The organism is Streptomyces pimonensis (genome assembly GCF_041380215.1).
Lineage (GTDB): Bacteria > Actinomycetota > Actinomycetes > Streptomycetales > Streptomycetaceae > Streptomyces > Streptomyces pimonensis.
Window position 1 is genome coordinate 41,338 of the sequence record NZ_JAHWZY010000031.1, and the last position, 20,740, is coordinate 62,077.

Consider the following 20,740-nt stretch of genomic DNA (forward strand, 5'->3'; position numbering starts at 1 on the left):
CGGGAGTCCGCCGGTCAGGTCGTCGAGCCTGAGGCCGGGAGGCCGAGGGGCGCTCCGGGCGTCAGGTCGGCCGCGACGGTGGCCACGTGGGTGGGTGCGACCCGGCCGCCGAGCGTCCCGGCCCGGTCCTTCCTTCCTGCCGAGCCAGCGTCCGCCGGACCCGCCGGACTCTTCAAGAAGGCCGGGACGAATGGGTCAGGTGACCCGGTCACGGCGCCTGTCGACGCGGGCGGGCCCGCTGTCAACCCGGCGGAGGGGAATACCGGAAGTTGCCGGATTCCGTCCCGCCCGCTCGCCGTACGGAAATCCGCCCGTCTAATTTCGGCATTCGGTGAACCCGATGAATCGGAAACCCGAGAGGCCGACGATCCCCGCGACCGAGGCATCCGAGAGAAGGACGAGACGGCGTGCGCACCACTGACCTTCCGGCCTGCGGGCCGGGCCATTCCGCCCCCTCACCCATGCGGGGGCCAGGCCCGGCGGACAGCGGCCGGCGACCTGCTCGTACGACGGCACGGTGATCGTCCGGGGCACCGTCGACCCGTCCCGGCCGGCCGGAACTTTCACTATCGGGGCCACTGGCCCAAGTACCTGGTGCTCTCCTTCCGTACGACCGAGCACACGACCGACGGACGCCCCCACCGCCCGTGAAGGGACGGAACATGCTCAAGGAGATCGACCTGGAACGGCCCGGCGGCCGGGAGCACCTGCGCGGCGCGCTGCGCGACGGGTTCTTCCTCGTCCGCAACACCGTTCCCGAGAGCCTGCTGGACGAGGCGTACGCCTTCCTGCGCGCCTTCTTCGCCCTGTCCCCCGACGCCAGGAACACCTGCCGGGTGGCGGGCGGCAACGGCCAGGCCGGCTACACCCCGCCCCTGGTGGAGCACGCCGAGAGGGGCGCCGTGCCGGACTGGAAGGAACTCTTCCACTGGGGGGCGCCGCTGCCCGCGCGGCACCCGCTGCGCATGCGCTACCCGGCCCGCTACCCCGACCCGTACTTCCCCGACCACCTGGTGCCCGGCATCGGTTCCGCGCTGCGCGAACTGCACGCCCGCACGGTGCGCTTCCAGCACGACGTCGTCCGCACCCTCGCCGACGCCCTCGGTGCCCACCCCGACTACTTCACCGACATGCTGGAGGACGGCCCCGCCGTCAACCGGGCCGCCTGGTACCCGCCGATGGACCAGGCCCCCTCCGAACGCCATGTGTGGGCGGTGGAGCACCAGGACTCCGGACTGCTCACCACCCTGCCCAGGGCGACCGCGTCCGGCCTGGAGGTCCTGGTCGACGGTGAGTGGCTGGCCGTGGACGCACCGCCCGGTCACGCCGTCGTCAACGTCGGCATGGCCCTGGACCGCCTCACCAACGGCTTCGCCCACGCCGCCGTCCACCGCGTCGCGGCCCGGCCCGGCCAGAGCGGGGGCCGTCTGTCCATCGTCCAGTTCTGCCACCCCGCCCCCTGGACCACCCTCACCCCCCTGCGCGTCCCGGACACCGAACCGGCCCCCCAGCGCTTCGCCACCCTCACCGCGGACGAACTCTTCCAACGCACCCTGTACCGCATCAACCGCCTGGACGCCCCGCCGCCGGTCCCCACCCCGGCCCGGTGACCCCCGCGCCCCTCCGCCCCACGGCGTCCGCCGGCTCTCCCCCGCCACCGCCGTCCCCCCCCTCACGGCGCCCGCGCCGGTCCAGGCCCCGTCCGTGCCGCCCTCCCCCGGCGCGCCCGCGGAGGGCGGCCGTACCGGCCCCCACACAGCACCCGTCACCGGCACGCCGGCACGCCGGGACGCGACGCATCTCGCCCCGGTGGGACCGGACGCGTCCGGCGCCGGGCCCCAGGGCCCCCGGTGGCGCCCCCCTCCCTGGTCCTGCGCGACCTGCCCGCACCGGCCCACTCCAAGTCCGCACAGCCGGGGTGGAGATGACGAACTCCGCCCCGATCCCGCCGTACCCCCGCCGTCCTCGGGGATGCTGCGCCTGAACCGCACACCGCACACCGCCCGTCCGGACACAACGGAGAGTGACCCACGTGCTCAGCAGACGCTCCCTCATACGGGCCTCGGCCGGCTCCACCGCGGCGGTCGCCCTCACCGCCACCACCGGCGGCCTCGTCCTCGCCGCCGGCACCGCGGTGCCCTGGAGCACCCTGCGGAACGGTCTCACCGGCCGCCTCGTCCTGCCCGACGACACCGGCTACGACACCGCCCGGCAGCTCCAGCTCGCCCAGTTCGACGCCGTCCACCCGCAGGCCGTCGCCTACTGCGCCACCGACGCCGACGTCGCCGCCTGCGTCCGCTTCGCCCAGGACCACGGCCTGGCCACCGCCGTCCGCAGCGGCGGCCACAGCGCCGCCGGCTACTCCACGAGCCCCGGCCTGGTCATCGACGTCTCCCGCCTCAACACCGTCCGCGTCGGCGGCTCCACCGTCCACCTCGGCGCCGGCAGCCAGGGTGTCGACGCCGTCAACGCCCTCTCCCCGTACGGTGTCCAGGTCGCCGGCGGCACCTGTCCCACCGTCGCCATGGGCGGCTGGGTCCAGGGCGGCGGCCTGGGCTACACCTCCCGCAAGTACGGCATGGGCTCCGACCGCCTCGTCTCCGCCCGTGTCGTCCTCGCCGACGGCCGTACCGTACGCGCCTCCGCCGCCTCCCACCCCGACCTGTTCTGGGCGCTGCGCGGGGGCGGCGGCGGCAACTTCGGCATCGTCACCGCCTACGAGGTACGGCCCGTGCGGATCCCGGTCCTGACCCTCTTCAACCTCAACTTCCGCTTCGCCGACGCCGTCCAGGTGATCCTCGCCTGGCAGGACTGGATGGCGTCCGCACCCCGCGAACTCGCCTGCGAACTGATGTTCCTGCACTCCACCGACGCCCCCGCCGGCACCGAGCCCGACGTCGTCCTCACCGGCGGCTACCACGGCGTCAGGAGCGACTGCGACCTCCTCCTGGACCGGCTCACCACCGCGGTCGGCCACCCCGGCACCAGCCGCACCAGCAGCGAGCTCCCCTACACCCGGGCGATGATGCAGGTGTACGGCTGCGGCGACAGAACCGTCGACGCGTGCCACCGCGTCGGCTTCACCCCCGAGGCCCAACTCCCCCGCGACTCCCACACCACCCAGCGCAACCTGTTCTTCGACCGGTCCTGGACCTCCGCCACCGCCCGGGCCGCCCTGGACGCCTTCACCGCCGACCCCGCCCCCGGCCAGTTCCGCTTCCTGGGCCTGTTCCCCTACGGCGGCCGCATCAACGAGGTGTCCCCCACCGCCACCGCGTTCGTCCACCGCGACGCGGTGCTCAACGCCGGCTACGCCGTCACCCTGCCCACCGCCGACCCCGCCGCCGGCGACCGCGACCGGGCCCAGGCCTGGGCGAACAGAGCCCACACCGCCCTGGACCCCCAGTCCAACCACCGCTCGTACCAGAACTACATGGACCCGGCCCTCACCACCTGGCGCCAGGCCTACTACGGCGACAACTACGCCCGCCTGCGGACCGTCAAGCGGGCCTACGACCCCGACCGCTTCTTCCGCTTCGCCCAGGCCGTCGACTGACCCGCCCCGCCCCTCCACGGCCCGTCTCCGACCGAAGGACCCACCGTGACCCGCACAGGCGACCGCGTACGCGACGTCATCATCATCGGCTCCGGCCCCGCCGGCTACACCGCAGCCCTCTACACCGCCCGTGCCCAACTGACCCCGCTGGTCTTCGCCGGCTCCCTCCTGGTCGGCGGTGCCCTCACCACCACCACGGAGGTGGAGAACTTCCCCGGCTTCCCCGAGGGGGTCATGGGCCCCGACCTGATGGACCGCATGCGCGAACAGGCCGAACGGTTCGGCGCCGAGATCGTCGACGACGACGTCACCGCGGTGGACCTCACCGGTGACATCAAGACCGTCACCGATTCCACCGGCGCCGAGCACCACGCCCGCACCGTGATCGTCGCCACCGGCTCGCAGCACCGCAGGCTGGGCCTGCCCCGCGAGGACGCGCTCTCCGGCCGCGGCGTCTCCTCCTGCGCCACCTGCGACGGCTTCTTCTTCAAGGACCGGGACATCGCGGTCGTGGGCGGCGGCGACACGGCGATGGAGGAGGCCACCTTCCTCACCCGCTTCGCCAGGTCCGTGACGGTCGTCCACCGGCGCGACACCCTGCGCGCCTCCAAGGTCATGCAGGAACGTGCCTTCGCCGACCCGAAGATATCCTTCGCCTGGAACAGCGAGGTCGCCGAGATCCACGGCGAGGACCGTCTCACCTCCCTGACCCTGCGCGACACCGTCACCGGCGAGGACCGCCCTCTCCCGGTCACGGGCCTCTTCGTGGCCATCGGCCACGACCCCCGCACCGACCTGTTCAAGGGCCATCTGGACCTCGACGACGCCGGCTACATCGAGGTCGCCTCCCCCACCACCCGCACCGGCGTCCCCGGCGTTTTCGCCGCGGGCGACGCGGTCGACCACACCTACCGCCAGGCCGTCACGGCCGCCGCCACGGGCTGCGCGGCGGCCCTGGACGCGGAACGCCACCTCGCGGACCACCCAGGGATCAGACTCTGCTGAGGACCCGCGGTCCGCCCGTGACCGGCGGTGGCGCTGTGCGGGACACCGTATCGGCCGCCGTCACGTCCGCCGCGCGGTGGCCGGGGGCGCCCGCAGCGGACCGACGGCCTGCACCCGTCCGGGCGTTCCGCCCGGATCCGGGATCGTCCCGCCGTCCCGCGGCCGGTGTCCGGGTCAGGACGTGGCGGCGCCTCGATGTGCGCAGGAGGGCCGTGCCGTGGGGTTCTCGTTCCGGTGGTGGTCCGCGCGGACGGGCAGGGCCGGCGCGGTGGCACGGGGGGTGCGGGCGCGGGCTCTCCACGGTGAGGTGGTGGTGAGGAGGAAGCCGACCCTGTCGGCGAACCGGGGCTCGGGAACGGGCAGTTCGATGTTCGGATGACGGTCGTAGTGGGGAGCGACGGCGTCGGCGACGTAGTTGGTCAGGGCGTCGACGCGGTGGGGCCGGCGGCGGTGGCCCGGGGCCGCGAGTTCGCTGAGGATGCGCAGCACGGTGGAGAGTCCGGCGTCGAAGCGGATGTCCGTGGGAGAGCATGCCCCGGCGACGGTGAGAAGGTCCGGTTCCCCACCCTCGGGGGCGATGTCGAGGCCGGTCTGTCGGGCGTAGAAGGCGGCGGCGTGCTGTTCACCGCGGACGCGGTGGTGCAGGGAGAGGGTGTAGCAGGCCGGGGGGTGGCCGTCGCCGGCGGCGTACTGCCACCAGAAGCGGGCACCGTCCTCGAGGCCCGCCAGGTGCAGGGCGCAGCCCAGGAGCCAGGCGCTGTGGTGGTCGGGGACCTGGTCGGTGAGAAAGGCCAGGACGTCGGGGGTGACTGCGGTGACGGCGGTTTCGCACAGCGTGTGCAGGTGCCGGGCCGCGGCCGGGTCGGGGTGGTGGGGGCCGACGGGCAGGGATGCGGCCGGCAGGTGGTCGGGGCAGGCGCCGTCGTCGTGGGGGACGGTGTCGTCGGGGACGTCGGGGTGGTGGTGCAGGCGGGCTCGGGCGAGGAGCTGGTCGATGGCAGACATGACGGGCGAGGTCACTCCCGGGTGTTGGGGGCGTCGAGGAGGGCTTCGACGGTGGCGCGGGCGTGGTGGTCGACGGCGTGGACGATGGCGGGGCTCAGGCCGAGGACGTGGGGAATGCGCTGGTCGGGGATCCCGCACAGGTAGTGCAGGACGGCGACGTCCATCTGATCGTCGGGCAGCCGGCTGACGGCGTCGAAGAGAGCGACCAGTTCGGACAGGGCGATCATGTGTCCGGGGTCCTGGCGGGTGCGGATCTCACGGGTGGAGAAGACGGCGGCGCGCAGATCCGGACGGCCTTCGCAACGGGCGGTGCGGAGCATGACCCGGGAGCGCAACAGGAGCCAGGCGTAGCGGTTGAGGTTCGCGCTGGCGGTGGCTTCGTTCCAGGAGAGCCACAGGATGTCGTTGGCTTCCGCGACGACGCCCCGGGCCCGCCGGTCGGTCAGGAGGAAGGCGCGGGCGTACTCCAGGTAGGGGTGGTACATGGTGTCGGCGAACGCCCGGTAGGCCAGTGGGGGCCCTTCGGCCTCGTGGGCGACTTGCTCGATGCACTGGCGGATCCACTCCGGGCCCTTGTGGGCTTCGCGGGCGGCGGCCGCCCACAGCCGGCGCATGGGCGCCGTGGGTATTCCCAGGGCGCGGATCACGCTGAAGGTGATCTCCCAGACGGGGTAGTAGCCGTTTCCGCGCAGGAGTTCGCTGATCCGGGTCTTGGAGTAGCCGGACCGGTCGACGAGATCGTCCAGGGTGAGCCCGCTGGTGAAGAGCACGCTGCGGACGGGTTCGAGCCAGGCGCGGTGCAGCGGGCCCGCTCCCGGGGAGATGGGGGCCGGGGGGCGGCCCCGCCTGACGCTGTGTGGTGGGGGCTGGGCGGCATCGGACGACGGCATCACCGCGGCGCCCCCTGACCGTTCCGCCCTCCGGTCGGGCCGTCGGCGGAGGACGGCGTGGTGTTCGCGGGACGGGGACGTCCGTCGGACGCCGTCAGCGCCTGGACGACCTGCTGCACGAGCAGGCCCAGAGAGGGCAACAGGACCGCAGCGGCGGCTGCGTGCCCCAGCACGGTCATCACCGTGCTCCATGTGAGGGCCGCCGTCAGGACGACAGCGGCCACCGCCTTCTTACTCGACATCGCACTCGGTTTCTGTGAGCGAACGCACCGGCAGGCCTTCCGTCGGGCGGTGCTGAAGCGCCGTCAGGAAGGGACCGCCAGAATGACCGCACACAGCCGTTCGACGCTATGTGATCATGGGATTACGGAACAATAAGAAGATCCGCCACCTTCCCTACGCCCCGCCTCCCGGCCTCCACAGTGCACGGATTCATCCCCTCGAGGGGAAAACAGCACTTCTGCTCTGCAATTGCATGCGATCCCTCATCATGGATGTTCCAAGGCGCCACTCGACGCCGCACCACGTGCGGCCCCCTGTGCTGAAGAAGGAAGAGGGGGCCGCACGCCCCACCACCCGTGCACCTCGTCTCGCGTTCGGGTCACCTCGCGTTCGGGCCGGGGAAGAGCACGGGCCGCGCACACGCTGACCTCGTCGGCGGCTGTGGACCCGGCGGCCCTCGGGCGGCGGCAGCCGCTGCGCCGGCTGTGCGCCCTGGACACCGCCGAGCAGGACGACGAGGAAAGCGGTCGGCCCGCGTTCAGTGGCTGCGGGGCGCGTACATGATCACGGCCATCCCGGCGAGGCAGACCAGGGCTCCGACGATGTCGTAGCGGTCGGGGCGGTAGCCGTCGGCGACCATGCCCCAGGCGATCGACCCGGCCACGAAGATCCCGCCGTAGGCGGCGAGGATGCGGCCGAAGTCGTCGTCGGACTGGAAGGTGGCCACCACCCCGTACAGGCCGAGGGCGATGACGCCGGCGCCGATCCAGATCCATCCCCTGTGCTCGCGGATGCCCTGCCAGACCAGCCATGCGCCGCCGATCTCGAAGAGGGCGGCGGCGACGAACAGAGCGATGGAACGAGCGACGGTCATACCGGTGGACCCTACCGGCGGCCCGACCCGCTGATCCTCAACGGGTCGGCGGACACCTGGCAACCGCACCCGCCCTCACCTGCAAACTTCGGCGAGCGGGAGCGGCAGCACCGACCGGGCCACCAGGCGTCGGCAGCGACCACCGCCAGGACGACGGCGAGGGCGGGCGGCGATGGACACCGGGGAGGCAGGGACTCCGTGCCGGGTTCGGCAGGGGGAGACACCGGGACCTGGGAGCCAGAAGGTGGGTGCGGACATGGCGGGGAGCATCCGCCTTCTCCGCCCCGGAGAGGTGGCGGCTCACCGTACGAGGCGAGCCGCCACGTCGGGGTTCATGAGAAGAGAGCAGCGTGGCCGGGACCGGAACGGGGTTGCTGGAGACATACGCGCGCCTGGTCCCTCGGGTGCTCGCATCGTCGTGGCTGACTTTCGGTGGTACAGGTTCCCTCGGGGCAGAGAGAGCTTCGGGTCGGAATCAGGGTGACCGGACGACCGGTGAAGCTCCCTGGTGGTGTCGGCTCCCCCTCGCAAGACCGGCACCAATGACGTCGAGCAGAGGACTCCCGGGACCGGCTCAGGAAGCTCAAGCAGACACGCACCCGCACTTATAGAGAAGAGAGAGCATCACGTTTCCGCAGGTCAGAGAGGGTTGCAGAGCCTCGGAACATGACTCCCAGCGCAAGTTGGGCCTGCTGAACTTGCGCTGGGAGTCACGTTACCCCGTATTCATTGCGACATATACGCGCAATCTCGCGACGGGCTTCGGAAGCCTCGTGAACATGTCTCCGAAGTCATGTTCGACGCGCGCAACGCGCAGATAGGTCGCGTCGTTGCTATCTATATGCGCAATTACTACTGTGCTCCGCGTCTAGGTTTCGATCTTGAGGAGCACGCAGCGACATGCCCGCACAGCCTCAGGGGAACCCCCGCCGGGTCCCCGGCTCGTCTCCGCCCCGTGCGCCGAGTCCCAGCAGTCCGTACGCGGATGCGCTCGGCCCGAGGAAGAACCTCGTCGAGTTGCCCGTCGGCCACACGGCGGAGGTCAAGCCCTCGGTCACGGCCGGCGACTTCATCGGCAAGTACTTCGCCCAGGACAGCCTGGAGTTCCTGCGCTGGGCCGCCAGGTACTTCAGGGACGACAACGTGACCCTGTGCGTGCTGCTGTACATGATGGGAAGTCAGGAAGTGGGAGGAGCGGTCGAGCTCAGGCAGGCAGAGATCGCGGCCGAGTTGGACATGAATCCCGCCCAGGTGTCACGGGCCCAGTCGAAGCTGAAGAGGCTGGGGCTGGCCTACTCGCCGAAGAAGGGGACGATCCAGCTCCAGCCCGCGGTGACTCTCCGCGGAGGCTACCGACTGATCGAGAAACCCGTTCGCGGGTCGGCGGCCAAAAGCGTCAAGGTCCAGGTGGAGCAGTTGAGTCTGCTCAACGAGCTGGTGCTCGATCCCCACGTTCCGGAGGAGTTCAGAGGGATGGCCCTCCCAGGTGCGAAACTACCCGAACCATCGTCGAGGACCCGCAAGCGCAAGCGTACGGAGAAGAAGCCGGAGGCGTGAGGATGAGGACTGCAGCGTCTGCGAACCCGGAGCCGCCGGAGCTGACATACGGCACCTTCAACGGCTTCGCCTACATGCCCGCGATGCCGGGGATCGCCTACCGAGTGCTTTTCCGGCTCCTGGGGACCCAGGAGCCGGGGGGGCGCTGCCTGGTCACGGAGGAGGAGCTGGCCGAAGCACTGGACGTGCACCGTTCCATGGTGGGACGAGGCCTGCAGGCCCTGATCCTCGCCAAACTGGTGTTCCGCCAGGCGAAAGGCATCTACTTCCTCAACCCGATGATCAGCGGCGCGCGCAGCGTCACCGAGCATCTGGAGGCCATCGGGACGCTCGATCCCGCGGACCGTCTCGATGTCGACGACTACCAGGAGCGTTACGAGGCCTCCGTCGCCCGGGCCGAGCAGGAGAAGAAGGAGAAGCGTCTGGGCCGCAGGAGTTCGTCCGGCCGTCCGAAGCCGACCAGGGCCGTTCCCGAGGGGACCGCAGAGGTACTGAGCCTCTCGACGGCCCGTGACCGGTCACGGCGGAGGCCGTCCCGCCCCTGACAGGTCCGGCATGCATGGAGGCCCCCGCCTCAGCGGGGGCCTCCATGCGTCTAGGTTTGGGAAGACAGCTTATCTTCCACCTCGCACCGGCACCGTGGAAGACCTCGGCGCCCGCTCATGCTGCCGTCTCCGATCCGGGCGACCGGCACCACACCGCCTGCTGGGGAACGAGACGGCGCCGGTACTTATCACGGCGTGATAATCCGGCCCGTGACATCGCCCCAGCGGCCCTGCCCATGGGACGGCAGCAGAGGGGCGCCACCGGGAGGCGCCCCTGTCCGGCACCATCCGATTGACCGGAAAGGCCGACGGCCAGGTGCCGGCGTCCGTCCCAGCTGTTCGGAAGAGATTTCCACGTATCCACGGCGGCAGAAGGGGACGGCCCCCGCCCGCTGATGTCAGCGGGCGGGAGGCGCGAATTCGGGCTGGTCGAGCAGGCGCAGCCAACTTCCGTCAGGCTGGCGCCGGACGACCTGCGCCCGCGCGCCGGCCCCGTCCTTCGGCGGGGTCGAGGTGAGGGCGATGTCGCCACTGATCAATGTCGGCAGTGGCCGTTCCGGCTCGAAGCGGGGGCGATTGGACAGCACTTTCTCCCACAGCGCACGGATCGCCTCCCGGCCCACCGTGAACTCGCCGGGCGGGTAGGCCATCACGGCCCCCTCTTCGTAGAGCGCGGCGACCCCGGCTGCGTCACCGGCGTTGGACCGCTCCACGAACAAGCGGGTGATGTCCTCGGGCCGCGTGGCCTTCTCGTACTCCGGCACGTGTTCCTCCTGGTGTCGGGTCTCGACGCTTCTCAGCGTGGTCGCCCGCTGGTCAGAAGTCCAACAGATGGATCTTCTGAAAACTAGAATCCACAGCCATGGATCTGAGGCAGCTGGAATACTTCGTCGCCGTTTCCGAGGAGCAGAACTTCACCCGGGCCGCCGAGCGGGTGCACATCAGCCAGTCCGGTGTCAGCGCCCAGATCCGTCAGCTGGAACGGGAACTCGGCGCCGAACTGTTCGACCGGTCGGCCCGCACCGTCACCCTCACCGCTGCGGGGAAGGCCGCACTCGAACACGCCCGCGCCGCACTCGCCGCTGCCGGGGCGGTCGGCCGGGCGGTGGGCGAGGTGACCGGCCTGGTCCGAGGGCAGCTCACCGTCGGAATGGTCACCGGCTGCACCCTCACCCCGCTGTTCGACGCCCTCGCCGCGTTCCACCGGGCACACCCCGGGGTGGAGATCTCGCTGCTGGAGGACAGCTCCGACCGGCTCGCCGACGGCGTGCGCACCGGCGCCGTCGACTTGGCGCTCATCGGCGCCGCGACCGCCACCCCCGACGGGCTGGAAGCGCTGACCATCATCAGTGAGCGGCTCGTCGTGGCAGTTCCGGTCGGACATCCCCTGGCGGAACAGAAGCGAGTCACCCTGTGCGACCTGGTCGCCCACCCGATCGTGTGCATGCCGCCCGGCACCGGCCTGCGCACGGTCTTCGACCAGGCCTGCGCCGCCCAGAACCTCCGACCCACGATCGCTCTGCAGGTCAGCGCCGCGGACGCCATCGCCGAACTCGCCGCCCGTGGGCTCGCCGTAGCCGTCCTCAGCGCATCCATGGCCGCGCACTACCGCGACCGGCTCACCGCCCGCCCCGTCGATGATGTCGGGACACCCGCACTGCTCGCCCTCGTCTGGAAGAGCACGCCCGGCCCCGGGGTGCGTGAACTGCTCGTGCACAGCCGACAGGCGTTCACCAAGCCCGGACAGCTCCAGATGCGGTGTCCTGGGACCTTGGCTACGGAAAGTCCTCGAAGGTGAGCTGTTGCGGGCTGTCCGCGACTGGTTCGGGCGGCTGGCCGAGGACGCCTGCCTCACTCGACCGGCCGTTCGTCATCGAGCGCCCCGATGGACTGGGCGACCTGGTCTCCGCGCCGGCCGATCGCCTTGCGCCCTACGCTCGCCGGGCCTTACCGGGCGAGAAGCCAACGTCATGAAAGGGCACCCCTTGGACGAGACGGGGGCCGGTGATTATCACGCCGTGATAATCACCGGCCCACGGCGTCACCCCGGTGATCCTGCCCGTGAGAGCGGCAGCAGAGGCCCACCACTGCCGGAGGCACCGCTGTTCGGCGCTGCCCGCTTGATGCGGCACGGTCCCGGAGAGGCCGAGGACCGCAGACCAGCGCCCACCCCAACTGCTTAGCAGAGACCCGCACGCAGATACGACATGAGGTTCTCGAGGATTTCGCGCAGCCACGGGCTGCGGACGGCCGGCAGCCGGACCAGAGTGTGCCGGAACACTCCCGAGTCGGCCCGGAACAGGTGACAAGGGCGAGGCGCGGGCGGGTCGTCGCGGAGGACGTCGTCGGGCATGGTGCCCGACGCGGGAGAGGGCAGGTGCGGTTCGGGGAGGACCAGCCACAGCCACACCCCGAACGGCAGCGGCACCGGGTGTGCCGAGGTGGCTCCGGCCGGGGACCACAGCTCCCCCGTCTGCGGATGGACTGGCACGAGGAGGATGTCCGCGTCCGCGTCGGGGCCGGAAAGTCCCGGCCCGGCCCGGCCAGGACGGCGCGCCGCGCCGTCGGACCTGTCGGCAGCAGGGCGTCGAGGGAACGCTGGAACACCTCCTCGGTCAGGCCGTGCGGGACGGCCACCGGCCGGGCTCCTCGCCGTCTTCTTGAGGTCTTCGACCAGGAACCAGGGATTGCCGTCCGTGGAGGAACTCCAGGCACCCACCGCGGAAGGCGCGCCGGAGCCTGTTCCGGGGAGAGCGGTCACGGCGGACGGCAATTATCACGGCGTGATAATCCAGCGGGGGAGCTCATCGGGTGAAACGACGTCAGAACTTGCAAAGCGGGTGCCATTCCACTCCCAGAGGTCAGTATGCTGACGTCATGGCTTCCCCTTACCCCGATGGAGACCGGGAAAAGGTAGCGTCCAAGCTGCCTTCGGCGCTCCAACAAGCACTCAAGGTCCGTGCCGCCGAGCTCAGCCTGGATATCCAGGACGCCGTCGAGGCGGCCATCACCGACTGGCGCGGCAGTACGAGCGGCGGCGCCGAAGTGGACACCGCCGGTGCGAAGTCGTTCTCCACCTGGCTTCCGTCAGGGCTGTACGAGCGGTTCAAGGAGACCTGCGTCGACCGCGGCGTCTCCTACACCCAGGGCCTCGCCCAGTCGGTCCGTGACTGGCTCGACGCGAACCCCTCCCCTCAGTACGGCGCCCGCGGCACCGATCCCGAGCGGAAGATCGTCGGGAACCAGAAGGGCGGGGTCGGCAAGACCGCCATCTCCGCGGGCATCGGCGAGGCCTATGCCGAGGCGGGCAAGCGCGTCCTCGTCATCGACTTCGACCCGCAGGGGCACCTCAGCGAGCAGCTAGGGGTCCCCCAGATCGAGCCCAACCACGACAGCCTGGTCTCCCACATGTGCGGCGAAGGCACCGGAGACCTGCGCGACCTCGTCGTGGAGATAGAGGATCCGCGGTTCGAGAAGCGTCTGCACGTCCTGCCCGCCTGCTTCGACGGGTTCCTCCTCGATGCGAAGATCGCCGTCGTGGCGACGCAGAAGCGTGGTTTCCAGAAGGAAGCGGCCCTGGAGTTGGCCCTGCGTCCCCTGGAAGCCGACTACGACGTCATCATCGTCGACTGCCCGCCCAGCCTCGGCATCGCCATGGACGCCGCCCTCTACTACGGGCGTCGGCGTCGTGGCGAAGCCGTCGGCGTCTCCGGGGTGGTCATCCCCGTACTCGCCGAGGACTCCTCCGCCACCGCCTACGGCATGCTCGCCCAGCAGATCGAGGACCTCTGCGAGGACCTCTCCCTGGAGATCGACTACCTGGGCCTGGTCGTCAACCTGTACGACTCCCGCCGTGGCTACGTCGCCACCTCGTCCCTGGACAACTGGAAGTCGCTCGGCGACCCGAAGGTCCTCGCCGTCATCGGCGACCTGAAGGAACAGCGCGAAGCGGTCCGCAAACGGATGCCGTTGCTGTCCTACGCGCCCCACAGCGATCAGGCGGAAGCCATGCGGCAGGTAGCGAGGGGAGCAACACGTTGAGCAAGGCGGACACCCTGGGATCGGCACCCGCGTTCGGCGCGGCCCGCGGCGCCCGGTCCTCCCGGCGCAGTCTCATCGACAAGGCCATCGCCGGTGAGGAGCCGACCGCGACGGCCCTCACCGAGCTGCCGGTCACCCTCATCAGCGACAACCCCGACAACCCGCGCAACCATCTGCGCAACCTCGACGAGACAGTGCAGAGCGTCCGCGAGGTCGGCATCATCATCCCCATCGCCGTGGCCACGGTCGAGGCCTACCTGCGCAACCGGCCGGACCGCGCCGCGGAGCTCGACGCCGGGGCGCAGTACATCGTCGTCGACGGCCACCGCCGTCTCGAGGCCGCTCGCCGGGTCGGGATGGCCACCATCCCGGTCCGTGTCGACAACGGACGGGTGGCCACCGACGAGGCCCTCCTGGAGGCCGCCTTCGTCGCGAACTACCACCGCGACGACATGACGGACCTCGAGGAGGCCCACGCCCTCAAGAGCCTGGTCGACTACTACGGCTCACAGACCAAGGCGGCCAAACGACTGGGCATTCCGCAGAACACCATCTCCAGCAAGTTGTCCCTGCTGAAGCTCACCCCCGAGCTCCAGAAGGACCTGGTGACCGGGGCGCGGAAGGTGGAGCACGTCCGCAACCTCGGCAAGTTGTCCCCCGAGGAGCAGAGGGCCAAGGCGGACGAGCGGGCGGAGTCGGCCCGCAGGAAGGCGGAGGTCCGGCCGCAGGAAGTGGCCGAGCGCTCATCGGGCCCCGCTGATTATCACGGCGTGATAATCCCGGAGGCGCCCGCCGAGCCGGCCGCTCCGCCGTCCCCTCCGCTCCGGTCCGCTGCGGCCACGCCGCCCGACGAGCGTGAGCCGGTTCCCGAGTCCATCCCGGAACCGCGCACCGGCGCAGGGGAACCCAAGGCGGCGAAGGCGGAACCGGAACAGCCCAAACAGCCGAAGCGGCTCCCGTACGACGACGCCTTCTACTGCGTACACCATCTTCACCAGAAGATGGAGGCCGGAGCGTTCTTCCAGGGAGCCCGGGTGTGGATGGACATCCTGCGGGAGCAGCACCCGGACGAGTACGAGGCCCTGCTGGCCGAGCTGGGAGCCCGTTAGCAGATCCGCCCGTCGGGCCCGCTCGCCTTCCTCGCGGCAGGGAGCGGGACCGTCCCGGTCCCTGTGACGTCGTAGAACCTCCGCTGCCGGCAGCGGCCGTCGACCGGGACGACAGCCGGCCGGAGACCCTGGTGGGCACCACCGCCCGGCGCACCGGGGCCCGCGCCGACCAGCGGAGGGCGCCGGGGGCGAGGACCTGGTCGGACGCAGGCGGGGCGGCGCCGAGGGATTCGGGCTCCCCGGTGACGTACCGAGGCGGCCGGGCCTCGGCCGGCTGCTGGGCACGCTCGTACCGACGGCATCCGCCGACCGGAGCACGACACCGACCGCGGGCGCGGGACACGCCACCGCCGTGGTGGCGCACCCTCCGTCGTCCCGCGCAGCCCACCGGATCTCACAGCCGCACTTCGCCCTCCCCGCCGTACTCACCGCAGCCGAACCCGCCCCGCTCCAGGCGGTACTGGACGCGGTGCGGCACGCGGTGAACACGTACGGCGAGCACTACCCGGAACTGCTGGAGAAGACCAGGTCGGTGTGCGCCGGGAAGGCGGGGGAGTGGGCGGGCCTCCCCCGCGGCCGCCGCCCGGGTTGAGCCGGGGTGGAAGATGCGGAGGCGGTCGTCGAGGGTTCCGGGCCCGTATCGGTCGGCGAGCCGCTTGTAGTCCCCGGCAGCCTCATGCCGAGACCGGCTTCGATCGCGTTTGAGCGAATGCTCATGGCCTGCTCGGGGCGGGCACAGCCCGGTGAGGGCGGTGAGGACGGTCATGGGATCCCTCGGCGTCGACTCCGTCGCGCTGCCTGGTCCGTGTTGCGCTGCCTGGTCAGGGTCGGCGAAACCAGTGTCGGGGCAGCAGCTGTCGGAGCCGTCCGCCTGAGATCCACCGCGCGTTCGGCGAGCAGGCGGCTTCGGACGCACCGCGTCGGCCCTGCCCCCTGATCAGAGGGCCCGGTCCTCCTCCGGCAGCAGCGCCAGTACCGCGACGACCGCCCGGTGGTCCGTGCCCGGCACGGTGTGCTCGCCGACGGACACTCCCACCAGGCCGGAGCCGTGCAGGACATGGTCCAGTTGGACCAGGGGCGGGACGAGGGGATGGCCGACGGGCCAGGTGCGGGCCCATCCGTGGCCGAGTTCGGCATGGGTGTCCGTGAGGCCGGCCGCGAGCAGCTCCCGCATCGGGGCGTGGTCGAGGGAAGCGTTGAAGTCGCCCAGGAACACGGTGTCCGGGCCGCTGCTCCGGGCCAGGGAGGTGAGGGCGGCCATGTCCCGTGCCCAGCGCTCCGGGTCTCCGAGCGGGTAGTAGGTGTGAACGGCCACGAACCGCACCCTGTGCCCGCCGACCGCGACCTCGGCAGTGGTCTGGGGCCAGGCGGTGCCGACACGCGCCGTGCCGCCGTGGGACAGCGGGTGCCGCGAGTAGATCGAGGAGTCGTACTCGGGGTGGAGCTCCTGGTACGGCATCAGCTCGTCCAGGCCCGCCTCGTCGAGCGCGTCCACACCTGACGACGGCATCTGCTCCACGGCCAGCACGTCGATCCGCTCGGTGCGGACCAACTCCACCAGCGCACCGGGATCGGCGCCGCCGACGTTCACATTGACGGTGGCGACACGCAACTCCACCGACCCCGCCGGCACGTGTCGGCCCTCGGGGACGAACCGCGGTGCCAGCAGCGCCGCATGGGCGACCGCCACGGCCGCGGTGACGGCCACGGCCCACCGTGACCGCAGGGCGGGAACAGCGGCGACCACGCCCAGCACCAGCACAGCGAGAGCGGTCGAATGGGGAAAGAGCACCATGGGCATCGCGAGCAGTGTCCCCGCGTCGAGTCCCGTCAACCGGACGACGAGCAGAACGGCGGGCGCGGCGAGTACGACGCCGCAGCCCAGCAGCCCCCACGCCCGTCCGCGTGCCGGCCGCAGGTCCGAGTCATGCGGGGCGTCAGTGACCGTGTCCGTCATGCGTTCCCACTCCGGATTCGTGCCCGGCAGGATCACCGGTTCCCGGTACGAGGACGCCGCCACGGACGCGTACGGTTCCGGCTGCGGGTGGCTGCCAGACCATCAGTCGGCGACTACGCCCCGGGTGTTGAGGACGTTCCGCAACTCCGGGCCCAGGAACTCGGAGCCGAGGACGCGCCGGAGGTTCGGAAGCAGCACGAGGTCGTCGAGGGAAGCGACGTCGAACAGGTCGTCCTCGCCGTCCCAGATCGGGGCGCACTCCTGGTACACCTGGTTCCCGCCGTCCATGCACAGCTCCTCGACGTCGGCCAGGAGATCGTCGCTGATCTCCAGTGCTTCGAAGTAGCTGCGCGCCTCGGGCACAACCTGGTACGCCAGGCCGTGCTGCTGGGCGTACTCCCAGGGGTCGTCACCGAGTCCCTTCTCCTTCAGGAGGTCGGCGAGGCTGAACCGAGGCGTGAGCTTCTCATCGATGTACATCAGCTGCTCGACGACGACGAGTTTGAAGTTGAAGTCCTTGAACGCGGCCATGCGCACAACCTAGAGGGTGTCCCGTGCGGGGCGTGAGTTGCGTGGTGGGGGAGACAGGCTGTGGAGCCGGGTGCATGTGCCGGGTCCCTCATCCTCGGGCCGCGCTCTTCGGCTGAAGGACGTGGGGCGGTGCGGGGACGGCACTGCCCGCAGCAACTGATCACACCTGTGACCGAGCGGGACAGTCGGCCATTCCGGTGCACCGAAGTGCCCAAGGGAGGGCGCGATCGTTGGTCGAAGCATGATGTCTACGCGAACCCTGCTTGCTTCCACTGCCCTCGTTCTCGGCTCCCTGAGCATCGCCGCTCCTGCTCACGCGCTCCAGGCAGCCGATCCGGAACCGTCCACCAGCACATCCGACCAGCCGAATCAGGACGAACAGGTTCTCGACCCGGTGCTCGGTCTTCTCGCTCCGGTCGCCAGCCTTCTGCCCCTTTGACATCCTCGCCGCCCTGAAGGGACGGCGATTCCCGCCTACCGCGCCGTTGAGGGCTTCGGTGCCGGGTGGGTTCCCGCTTCGCTGCGTGGTGCCGGAACGAGCCCGGCCCCACCTGTGCTCGACAGGCTGACAAGGCCAGTCCCGTTGCCCTGGTGACGTCGACCACGGCGTTGATGTCCCGGTCCAGGACCGCCCCGCACGCGCCTGCACGTCCACACACGGACGTGCAGGCGGCTTCGGGCCGTCCTTCACACCGCGCACGGAGCACACCCGAGAGGACACTCGAGGGGCGGGCCGGAAGCGGCCGGTCCTCACGAAGGTGCGCCCGTACCGGGCGGCCCTGTGCTCCAGCAGGGGCACGAACGCCGGTCACCCGGCGTCCTGGACCGACTTGGCCCGGCGCGTACGCACGAGCCCGGACCGGCGGCTCCGGCACGGACGGACAAGGACTCCTGCGGGCGCTCGGCTACCTGAACAGGGGAGTCGTCGGGGTCGGGCAGAGAGCCGCAGGGGAATGTCCTCACGTGACTCCGGGCCGCCGGTCCGTCGCTTCAAGGGAGAAGGCAAGATCCTCCCATGACACGTAGAGCACTGGGCATGGGACCGACCGCGAACGAGCCGGCCGCGGGGACGACAGGGGAGAGGCTGCTGCCCGTGGAGCGGCTGTTCGGTTCACAGGGAGTCAGGGAGGCATCCGAGGGCGGGCAACAGGCACCGGAGGGGGGACGGCAGCCCGGCCGGCGAACGCTGCGCCTTGCGTCCGAGAGGGCGGACGGTGACCCGGATACGGCCGTGTGAGAGCTGTGGCTTGGGTCCGGGAGGGCGGCCGGACCAAGGAGCGGCCCCGCTCACGGAGGCGAGCAGCATTCCGGCAGTGTTTCGGAAGGCATGCGACGACTGGCCGGTGATCCACGTGCGCACGGGTTCCAGCAGCGCAGGACCGGCCCGACGGGCCACTCGCGTGGTCCTCTGGGCTCAATCCCGGTGCCACACCAGCTGGTAGCGCCAGAACAGCCGGCGGCGCAGTCGTGCACCGGGCAGCACGCGTCGGGTTTCCCGGACGATCTCGGGAAAGCTCATGGTCGCCGGTCGGACCCGTGCCGTCATCGAGGCCGGTGGGCATGGTGTGCGGCCCTTGTTCCTGATCCAGCCCGTGGCGGCGTTCAGCGGAAGGGCGACGGCGCCGAGCAGATGGTCGCCAACGGTCCGCGCCCGCCAGAGACCGATGACCACCAGAGTCCCTCCGGGCGCCAGGTGCCGGCGGAAGTGGGCGAGGGCGTCGGTGAAGGGCAGGTGGTGAAGGACGGCGACGCAGGTGATGACGTCGTAGGAGGCAGCGGGGATCCCGGTGAGCGCGTCCGCGACGGTGAAGGTCACCGGAGCATCCGGAGGGGTCAGTTCCTGTGCCCGGGCGACGATCGCCGGGTCGGAGTCGATCGCGTCCACCGCCGTGGCGCGCGTGGCCAGAAGCCTGGCCAGGTCGCCGGTACCGGAGCCGACGTCCAGGGCTGTGCGGAAGCCTCTGGGGAGCTGCCGCATGATCCACCGGTGGTAGTGGGCGTTGTGGTCCCAGGGGTGGTCGGCGTTGAACCGGTCGAGGGCGTGCAGGAAGCGGCGCGGCAGTGTCGTCATGTCGTGAGTCCACCAGACGGGTCCGGGCCCGGACCTGGGACCGGACCCGGACCTGGGCCCGGGTCAGTTGACCGCGCGCAGTACCAGCCGTACGACTGCCATGACCCCTCGCCCGATCCATTCGAGCAGTCCCGTCTCCACGGTCAGTTCGACAGCGTCCGCGGCCGTGTCCCCTCGGCCCGACCGGGAACGGCACCGGGAACAGGAACGGGGCCAACGACGTTTCTCCGCACCGCACTTCCTACATGTCACCATGATCTTATTCTCCCCTTGCCCCGGCCCGCCCGTGCACAGGGAGCCCTGCCCGCAGGCGGCGCACTCCGTGCGGAACCGCTGCGGTACGTGCGAGCACGCGGCGGACCGGGTCGTAGCCGGGGCTGACAGTTCACCTCCTGGCAGCACTGCGAGATCCTGAATTCGACGGTGAGAATCTCGCTGTCCTCACCGAACGGGATCAGGGTCGCGTAGCCGTCGGCGCCGGCGCGGATGCAACCGTGCTGCCGGCGGACCTCGGGCCGGGCGGGGAGCACGATGTGGACGCGGCCGGGACCGATGCGGGGCAGGCGGGCGCCGAGGTGGGCCATCGGGCCCTGCCGCTCGAAGCTGTCCTGGACGCGGCCGCGGACCGCGTCGCTCGCCCGCTCCAGCTGGATCGGGGTGTCCACGGGGGTGTTCTCCAGGCCGGTAGCGGTAGCGGTAGCGAGGGGTGGCGGTGGGGACGGGCGGGTCAGGCGGTCGGGCGTTCGGCGAGCAGGAGGAGCCCGATGGGGATCATCAGGACGCCGGAGCGGCGCGGCTGCTCTGCGGGCGGTTCTGGTGCACCGGCCGGAGCGGCGGGATCTGCGTCCGTGCGGCACCGGCGGGCCTGCGGCCCGTCGGCGTGCGTGTGCGTGCGTTCCTCGACCGCCGCGGTGATGCGCCGCTCATGCGCGGCGCCGAGGCGTTCGCGGAGGGCTCCTGTCGCTCCGGGCGGCGAGGGCTGCCCCGGAGCGCCCTCGCTCCGTGCGGGGCAGGGGGCGGTTTCCTCGGCGGGCGGGCCGCCTGCCCGTGTCTGATCACTCGACAGGCGCCTGCCGGCTGTGGTCCCTGACCGACTTCTCGGTGGGGCGCGCACACGGTGAACATTTCGACCTGGTCAGGGGGCAGATCGCGTACGGAGACGTTGTTTTTTCCGCGAGAACTACTGGGGCCCCTGCAGGGTGCGGCCGGCATCGGTGAGGCTGACCACCATGCCCCGCCGGTCGTGGGCAGCGGGCTCCCGGGTGAGCAGTCCGGCCTCCTGCATGCGGCGCAGTGACTTGGAGACGGTGCCTGTCGTGCTCGGGCACACTCCGCCGGCAGGTCGAGGCGGGCGGGAAGGGCGCAGGGGGCCGGGCC

General features: G+C 71.0%; 19 protein-coding genes and 1 pseudogene. 9 read left to right on the plus strand and 11 right to left on the minus strand.

What is annotated here, in order from left to right:
- Positions 1-662: 662 nt before the first annotated feature.
- The 3 genes from KYY02_RS25645 (at position 663) to trxB (ending at position 4,561) form a co-directional block, all read left to right on the plus strand.
- Positions 663-1,610, plus strand: coding sequence for a 2-oxoglutarate and iron-dependent oxygenase domain-containing protein (locus KYY02_RS25645; protein WP_371241826.1), 948 nt, complete (start codon positions 663-665; stop codon positions 1,608-1,610).
- Positions 1,611-2,032: 422 nt separating this feature from the next.
- On the plus strand, positions 2,033-3,556 hold the full coding sequence (locus tag KYY02_RS25650) for an FAD-binding oxidoreductase (RefSeq protein ID WP_371241828.1): 1,524 nt from the start codon (positions 2,033-2,035) through the stop codon (positions 3,554-3,556).
- 45 nt (positions 3,557-3,601) lie between these two features.
- Positions 3,602-4,561, plus strand: a complete 960-nt coding sequence (trxB, locus tag KYY02_RS25655) for a thioredoxin-disulfide reductase (protein WP_371241830.1) — start codon at positions 3,602-3,604, stop codon at positions 4,559-4,561.
- A 174-nt stretch (positions 4,562-4,735) separates the two neighbouring features.
- Here the strand turns inward: trxB and KYY02_RS25660 are convergent, their stop codons facing one another.
- The 4 genes from KYY02_RS25660 to KYY02_RS25675 all read right to left on the minus strand — a co-directional run bounded on the left by KYY02_RS25660 (position 4,736) and on the right by KYY02_RS25675 (position 7,552).
- On the minus strand, positions 4,736-5,566 hold the full coding sequence (locus tag KYY02_RS25660) for a hypothetical protein (protein WP_371241832.1): 831 nt from the start codon (positions 5,564-5,566) through the stop codon (positions 4,736-4,738).
- An 11-nt stretch (positions 5,567-5,577) separates the two neighbouring features.
- Positions 5,578-6,336, minus strand: a complete 759-nt coding sequence (locus KYY02_RS25665; RefSeq protein WP_371241834.1) for a SigE family RNA polymerase sigma factor — start codon at positions 6,334-6,336, stop codon at positions 5,578-5,580.
- 119 nt (positions 6,337-6,455) lie between these two features.
- Positions 6,456-6,698: a hypothetical protein gene (locus KYY02_RS25670; protein ID WP_371241836.1), complete on the minus strand. Its 243-nt coding sequence runs from the start codon at positions 6,696-6,698 to the stop codon at positions 6,456-6,458.
- A gap of 518 nt (positions 6,699-7,216) precedes the next feature.
- Positions 7,217-7,552: a YnfA family protein gene (locus KYY02_RS25675; protein ID WP_371241838.1), complete on the minus strand. Its 336-nt coding sequence runs from the start codon at positions 7,550-7,552 to the stop codon at positions 7,217-7,219.
- 900 nt (positions 7,553-8,452) lie between these two features.
- Between KYY02_RS25675 and KYY02_RS25680 the strand changes: the two genes are divergently transcribed.
- On the plus strand, positions 8,453-9,109 hold the full coding sequence (locus KYY02_RS25680) for a hypothetical protein (RefSeq protein WP_371241840.1): 657 nt from the start codon (positions 8,453-8,455) through the stop codon (positions 9,107-9,109).
- A gap of 2 nt (positions 9,110-9,111) precedes the next feature.
- Positions 9,112-9,654 carry a hypothetical protein gene (locus KYY02_RS25685; RefSeq protein ID WP_371241842.1) on the plus strand — a complete coding sequence of 181 codons (543 nt, stop codon included), beginning with the start codon at positions 9,112-9,114 and terminating at the stop codon, positions 9,652-9,654.
- Positions 9,655-10,052: 398 nt separating this feature from the next.
- Here KYY02_RS25685 and KYY02_RS25690 read toward each other — a convergent pair whose 3' ends face one another.
- Positions 10,053-10,418 (minus strand): YybH family protein, encoded by a 366-nt coding sequence (locus KYY02_RS25690; RefSeq protein WP_371241844.1) that lies wholly within the window; start codon positions 10,416-10,418, stop codon positions 10,053-10,055.
- 98 nt (positions 10,419-10,516) lie between these two features.
- Between KYY02_RS25690 and KYY02_RS25695 the strand changes: the two genes are divergently transcribed.
- The gene (locus KYY02_RS25695) at positions 10,517-11,452 is read left to right on the plus strand and encodes a LysR family transcriptional regulator (protein WP_371241846.1); all 936 of its coding nucleotides are present in this window, start codon (positions 10,517-10,519) and stop codon (positions 11,450-11,452) included.
- A gap of 381 nt (positions 11,453-11,833) precedes the next feature.
- Here KYY02_RS25695 and KYY02_RS25705 read toward each other — a convergent pair whose 3' ends face one another.
- Positions 11,834-12,145: a hypothetical protein gene (locus KYY02_RS25705; protein ID WP_371241848.1), complete on the minus strand. Its 312-nt coding sequence runs from the start codon at positions 12,143-12,145 to the stop codon at positions 11,834-11,836.
- Between the two features lie 386 nt (positions 12,146-12,531).
- Here KYY02_RS25705 and KYY02_RS25710 point away from each other — a divergent pair, with 386 nt between their 5' ends.
- The 3 genes from KYY02_RS25710 to KYY02_RS25720 all read left to right on the plus strand — a co-directional run bounded on the left by KYY02_RS25710 (position 12,532) and on the right by KYY02_RS25720 (position 15,396).
- On the plus strand, positions 12,532-13,695 hold the full coding sequence (locus KYY02_RS25710) for a ParA family protein (RefSeq protein ID WP_371241850.1): 1,164 nt from the start codon (positions 12,532-12,534) through the stop codon (positions 13,693-13,695).
- A complete protein-coding gene (locus tag KYY02_RS25715) occupies positions 13,692-14,804 on the plus strand; it encodes a ParB/RepB/Spo0J family partition protein (protein ID WP_371241852.1) in 1,113 nt (370 codons plus the stop codon). Before KYY02_RS25710 ends, KYY02_RS25715 begins: the two co-directional genes overlap by 4 nt.
- Positions 14,805-15,156: 352 nt before the next feature.
- Positions 15,157-15,396 carry a hypothetical protein gene (locus KYY02_RS25720; protein WP_371241854.1) on the plus strand — a complete coding sequence of 80 codons (240 nt, stop codon included), beginning with the start codon at positions 15,157-15,159 and terminating at the stop codon, positions 15,394-15,396.
- A gap of 345 nt (positions 15,397-15,741) precedes the next feature.
- Here the strand turns inward: KYY02_RS25720 and KYY02_RS25725 are convergent, their stop codons facing one another.
- From KYY02_RS25725 to KYY02_RS25745, 5 genes and pseudogenes are all read right to left on the minus strand, one after another.
- Entirely contained in the window at positions 15,742-16,761 is a 1,020-nt protein-coding gene (locus KYY02_RS25725; protein ID WP_371241856.1) for an endonuclease/exonuclease/phosphatase family protein, read from the minus strand.
- Positions 16,762-16,863: 102 nt separating this feature from the next.
- On the minus strand, positions 16,864-17,292 hold the full coding sequence (locus KYY02_RS25730; RefSeq protein WP_371241858.1) for a DUF6892 domain-containing protein: 429 nt from the start codon (positions 17,290-17,292) through the stop codon (positions 16,864-16,866).
- A gap of 1,414 nt (positions 17,293-18,706) precedes the next feature.
- Positions 18,707-19,363, minus strand: a complete 657-nt coding sequence (locus KYY02_RS25735; protein ID WP_371241860.1) for a class I SAM-dependent methyltransferase — start codon at positions 19,361-19,363, stop codon at positions 18,707-18,709.
- Between the two features lie 248 nt (positions 19,364-19,611).
- The gene (locus KYY02_RS25740; protein WP_371241862.1) at positions 19,612-20,028 is read right to left on the minus strand and encodes a PaaI family thioesterase; all 417 of its coding nucleotides are present in this window, start codon (positions 20,026-20,028) and stop codon (positions 19,612-19,614) included.
- 390 nt (positions 20,029-20,418) lie between these two features.
- Positions 20,419-20,672 (minus strand): annotated as a pseudogene (locus KYY02_RS25745) (MarR family winged helix-turn-helix transcriptional regulator); the annotation flags it as partial.
- Positions 20,673-20,740: the final 68 nt, after the last annotated feature.